Source organism: Wolbachia endosymbiont of Tuta absoluta (genome assembly GCF_059414725.1).
In genome coordinates, this window is sequence record NZ_JBNRJY010000011.1 from 1 (window position 1) to 5027 (window position 5027).

Genomic DNA, 5027 nt, shown 5'->3' on the forward strand with positions numbered 1-5027 from the left:
TTAATCGTGAGAAGGAACTGCTACTCAAGTGTTATTTGCTTAACAAATTTACTGAAATAGGCATGGCTAAGTTTGATATAGCTTCATGAATTTATTATACATTACCCACTATCCGAAGAGCTGTGCAACAAAGCCCACTGGAATCCAGATTTTTAGCTATGGTCAAGCCATAGGATGACAAATTAGACCCCAGACTATGCAAGAAATCTAAGGCGAATTATCTTTCATGGTCTGTCTTTGTTTGTTCTACTTTCGTGACAGGAGTTACCAATGGATTATCAATTTGCTTTAAACCTTCACTTGCGCTTTGGTCTTGATTTGAAAGGAGCTTATTTTGTTGTTGCCCTTCATCATTTGAAGTGCTTTTTTGAGTAGTTCCTTTTATATCCTCTACACTCTTTTTATCTTCACCAAAAAGTTTTTTGAATATTTTCTTCAGAAAACGTACCAAAAAGCCTTCTTCTTTTTGATTTTCTTTCGGTTGAGCTATATTTTTCTTTTCACTCAACTGAGATTTTTTATTATTAGATTTTTTTTCTGTAGCATTCCTATCCACTGAGACTTGTTTTAACGAAATTTTAGGCTTTTTATCGCTCGGTTTATCTTTTATAGGATCTTTGCTTACTGAAGGTTGTAACTTAGTTACTGTATCTGTTTGAACAGAAATCTTTTCTTGTTGAAAGTTTCTATCTTCTGAAACAGATCTTCCAGAAGTATTTATTTCGCTAACTGAGTCACGAATTTTGTCTGTTTGCACAGAAATCTTTTCTTGTTTATTTTGATCAGAAATTTTGCCTTCTAATGTAGTTTGAGATTTTTTATTACTTTCAAACTCTGCAACTTTTTTACTTGTAAAAACGTCTTTTCCTTCGAATTTTTGTTTAAATCCAGCAATCTTTTTAAAATCTTCAGCTATTTTTTTGGCTGCACGATCCATTCGACCTTCAAGATTATGAATCAATTTTTTAATAATCTTCACTTCATCTTTACGCCCTTTTTGAGCTTTAAGCTCCCGGTGCAATTCAACAATAATTTTTACTTTATCTTCCAATGAAGAATTTTCTGGAAAAACATCTTTAAGTTCCCGATTCAATTCGACGATCTTTTCAAAATCTTTAGCTACTTTTTTAGCTGCACGGTTCATTCGATCTCTAAGACTACGATTTAATTTTGCAATAGTCTTGATTTTATCTCCCAGTGAAGAATTATCTGCTGCAGAAATATCTTTTAACCTTTTCCCGGGATTTTCTTTGGTTACTTGCCTTTTGTAAGCTTTAAGTTCCTGGCGGAAATCATTGATAATCTTCACTTTATCTTCCAGCGACGTACCTTCTGGAAAAGCACCAGCAAAGACATCCTTGAATTTCTTCTCAATATCTTGTGTATCTTTAAGCTGTGTCATACCCAACTAAATAAAAGCTTATACTAAAATCAGTATATTAGTTAATTATGTAAAAATGGTTAAGACACAAGGAGCACCTCATTTATGCTTTTTTCATCAAAATATCATTTACTTATTAACTTAAAATACGTCACAATATAAAAATGAAAAATAGCCCGTTAGCAGTAGTATTCGATTGGGATAATACCTTAGTTGACACTCAAGATAATATTTCTAATGCTATTAAGCATACTTTAGATTTGATGGGATCTGGCAGTAAAGTTGTTGATAGAAATTCTCATGAATCAAGAAAGAGCTACATGGTCAATTTGTTTGGTGATCAGTGGAAAAAAGCGAACCAGATATATCAAAAATACCTAGATAGTGCACTGTTACAAAATATTACTCTGAACGAGGGAGTAGAGGGAATGCTCCAGACGCTGAAAAGCCACAATATTTACCTAGCGATAGTTAGCAATAAGAAAAATACTAATTTACGTCAAGAAGTTGCCTACTTTAAACTAGATTCTTACTTTGAAAGAATAGTTGGATCATGTGATACTGCAGAAGATAAACCATCTGCAACTCCACTGCTATTTGCACTAGAGGAGAGTACGCTACCTGTAAATAGAGAAAATGTGTTTTTTGTTGGTGACAGCATCACAGACATTCTATGTGCACAAAATGCAAATTGCTTACCTATTGTATACGGACAATCAATAAGAGGTTATGAAGATTTGTTATATTTTCAACATTTTAATAAACTTACAGAATTCATAGTAAAGTATTTGAAAGATAGGTGGTAATGACAGAGATCGCTAGTGTACACAGGCGCTTTTGCGCATATTTAATAGATGTAGCAATTTTATTAATTCCAACCTTACTAATTGTGTTGTCATTAGGGGATTTTCCATTAATTTTACACCTGTCATACATGTGTATAAATTGTGGCTACTTTACATATTTTATATCTTCAACAGCTCAAGCAACTCCTGGTCAACAGTTAATGAATATATATACTATCACTTTAGATAGTTCTAAAATAGGTTTGAGCTTAGCATTTGATCGCACTATCTCTCAGTTTTTTCTTCCTATGCTAAATAATTTAATTATCACCTTTATCAAACTTTTTCAAACATCAGTAAATGCTTTAAGTACACTAGAAGTGATTATAGTGATGCTTACCTTCAGTTGGTATTTAGTTGCTTGCTTCTCTCAGAGGAAACAGGCATTTCATGATGTGCTATTTGATACGATTGTTGTGAGAAAAATAAATTGATGTGACCTTGATTGTTATGTAGATTACATTGGTATATTAGCTAAAGAAAGGTTATGAATAAAGAAATAGTAGAACATTTAAATAAATTACTTACAAATGAGCTGACTTCTGTACGCCAGTATCTTTTGCATTTTGCGATTCTTAAAGATAGCGGAATTAATAAACTTGCAGAAAAGATGAAAAACGAGCTTAATGAAGAACTTGAGCATGCAAATAGGCTAGCAGAAAGAATTTTACTGCTTAAGGGCATGCCAAATTTTCAAGATACAAATAAAATCTCAAAGTATGAAGGAAAGTTCACAAAAGATACAATGCAGAAAATCTTAGAAGATAATTCTAACTTAGAAGAAGAAGGTATCAAGGGCATCAAAGAGGCAATTTCCGTTGCTGAAAAAGAAAAGGATTTCGTGAGTGTAATGTTATTAGAAGGACTACTGAAAAATGAGGAAGAGCACTTACATTGGATCAAAGAACAGATTGACCTTATTGAGCTTATGGGTATTGAAAATTACTTGAGAACACAAATATAGAGTGTTAAGAAAAACAGTATTTATTTTCATTATACCTTTTTTACTTCTTTTTTCACTCGGGTTATGGCAGTTATTTAGATTGAGCTGGAAGAATAATATTATCAAAAATATGGATCTTCCAGTTATTCATCTACTGCCTAGTGATAATCTTTCAAAGTTTAACTACAGAAACGTTAAAATCGACGGAATTTTAAGTGATATAGAACTATATGTTTTCGCAGGTCAACGTGGCTATCATGTGCTGTCTCCTATGTTGCTTATCAATGGACATTACATGTTAATAAATAAAGGAATAGTCAGAGAAAAAAAAGAAGAAAAAGCAAAAATTGAAAAAGTAGCTGCTGATGGCGTTTTGTATTGTGATGGTAGCAAAAATTGGTTTATCAAAAATGATATTGCTTCAAATACATGGTTTACCTTAAGTACAGAAGAAATCTCCAATGATCTAGGTATTAAGCTAGAGAAATGTATATTGTGGCAAGACAATTTTGGTGGCAAATTGACTATACAGCCAATAAAGCATCTTGAATACGCAATTACTTGGTTTGCACTTTCCTTGATTTGGCTCATTATGTGCGTATTTTACTATAGGCAAAATATATATAAGTCGTAGAGATACAGTGTGGAAAAAGAAAAGCTACAAATAGAAAAAATGCAACAAAGTGGAAGAAAATACTTATTACAAGGGTTAGTGATATGTCAGTGTTGCAAATCCGTTTATTATGGAATGAGTAATGCTAAGGGAGGAAGAAGTTACTATCGTTGTCCTGGAAAACGTTTTGGTGAATGTAACAGCAAATCAATACGCGCAGATATACTAGAAGGGGTAGTATGGGAAGAAGTGAAGATGTTAAGAGGGCATATAACGAAGGAAAAGTGTGATTTATCAGAGGTAGATTGGGAGACTAAATTTAATATAATTAGAAAGTTAGTTCAGCGTATTGAAATTGATGATGATAATGTACATATGGTGTTTCGATTAAAAGAACTCGCTCTCGAAAGACAAAAAGAAGATATTCAACCTTGTACCAGAATTATAAAGAATGTAGTGCTATCAAATGCAATAGGAATGCATAAAGTTAGCAATGCCCTGGCTGCAATATCAGTTGCAGTGAAACTTGGAATTAGTGATGAAGAGATTAAAAAAGGTCTTTTGGAATTTAAAGGAGTAGCAAGGAGATTTTCTTTAATTGCCGATATTAAAGGTGTTAAGTTAATTGAGGACTATGCTCATCATCCAAATGAAATACAGGCAACCCTGTCAGCAGCACGTTTGACCACTAAAGGAAAGGTAACAGGAATTATCGAGCCGCTTCGTTTTGCTCGTATTCGTAATTTTTTTGATGAGTTCGTACGAATTTTCATGATGTTTGATTATGTAATTCTCACTCCTGTCCATCCTCCAGAAGATAAGCCTATTCCTGGCTGTGGAATTGATGATATACAAAAAACCTTGATCAGTAATGGGTTTAATGATGTGAAGATTATGAATGATGCTTTACTCATTTCACATTTTATTAGTAATTCGACAAGTTCAGGAGATGTAGTATTATTTATTGGTGCTGGTAGTAATATAGCTAAACTAGCGAAAGAAACTGCAAAGCTGCTGCTAGTAAAATAAACTTAAGCATTGGTGATTTATATGATAAAATTGTGTAGTAAAACTGGATCCCAGTGTCTAGGCAAACAACTGTACAGACATTGCGATATGGGGATAGCTTCCATTAAGAATGGTGTCATCCCAGTGCCCAGACACTGGGATCCAGAAGACTTAACTTTAAATAAGTGGCTGTATAATAAAAACTGGATTCCAGTGTCAAGCACTGACCATCCGCTA

The 5027-nt window shown here is 33.3% G+C and carries 6 protein-coding genes; 5 read left to right on the forward strand and 1 reads right to left on the reverse strand.

Annotated elements, in window-relative coordinates; all coding sequences use genetic code 11:
* Positions 1 to 217: 217 nt before the first annotated feature.
* Positions 218 to 1402, reverse strand: coding sequence for a hypothetical protein (locus ACJ5GX_RS00045; RefSeq protein ID WP_019236380.1), 1185 nt, complete (start codon positions 1400 to 1402; stop codon positions 218 to 220).
* 143 nt (positions 1403 to 1545) lie between these two features.
* On the opposite strand from ACJ5GX_RS00045, the gene ACJ5GX_RS00050 reads away from it, so the two are divergent.
* From ACJ5GX_RS00050 to ACJ5GX_RS00070, 5 genes are read left to right on the forward strand one after another with little or no spacing between them, the layout of a single operon-like run.
* Entirely contained in the window at positions 1546 to 2187 is a 642-nt protein-coding gene (locus ACJ5GX_RS00050) for an HAD family hydrolase (RefSeq protein ID WP_007302658.1), read from the forward strand.
* On the forward strand, positions 2187 to 2660 hold the full coding sequence (locus tag ACJ5GX_RS00055) for an RDD family protein (RefSeq protein ID WP_052264982.1): 474 nt from the start codon (positions 2187 to 2189) through the stop codon (positions 2658 to 2660). Before ACJ5GX_RS00050 ends, ACJ5GX_RS00055 begins: the two co-directional genes overlap by 1 nt.
* A gap of 53 nt (positions 2661 to 2713) precedes the next feature.
* Positions 2714 to 3190: a bacterioferritin gene (bfr, locus tag ACJ5GX_RS00060; protein WP_007302660.1), complete on the forward strand. Its 477-nt coding sequence runs from the start codon at positions 2714 to 2716 to the stop codon at positions 3188 to 3190.
* A gap of 1 nt (position 3191) precedes the next feature.
* Positions 3192 to 3803 carry an SURF1 family protein gene (locus ACJ5GX_RS00065; protein WP_052264983.1) on the forward strand — a complete coding sequence of 204 codons (612 nt, stop codon included), beginning with the start codon at positions 3192 to 3194 and terminating at the stop codon, positions 3801 to 3803.
* Between the two features lie 9 nt (positions 3804 to 3812).
* Positions 3813 to 4811 (forward strand): recombinase zinc beta ribbon domain-containing protein, encoded by a 999-nt coding sequence (locus tag ACJ5GX_RS00070; RefSeq protein WP_179943897.1) that lies wholly within the window; start codon positions 3813 to 3815, stop codon positions 4809 to 4811.
* Positions 4812 to 5027 lie beyond the last annotated feature (216 nt).

Coding starts and splice junctions, on each gene's coding strand:
- bfr (WP_007302660.1), top strand. CDS start 2,714: ATGAATAAAGAAATAGTAGAACATTTAAATAAATTACTTACAAATGAG.
- ACJ5GX_RS00050 (WP_007302658.1), top strand. CDS start 1,546: ATGAAAAATAGCCCGTTAGCAGTAGTATTCGATTGGGATAATACCTTA.
- ACJ5GX_RS00055 (WP_052264982.1), top strand. CDS start 2,187: ATGACAGAGATCGCTAGTGTACACAGGCGCTTTTGCGCATATTTAATA.
- ACJ5GX_RS00045 (WP_019236380.1), bottom strand. CDS start 1,402: ATGACACAGCTTAAAGATACACAAGATATTGAGAAGAAATTCAAGGAT.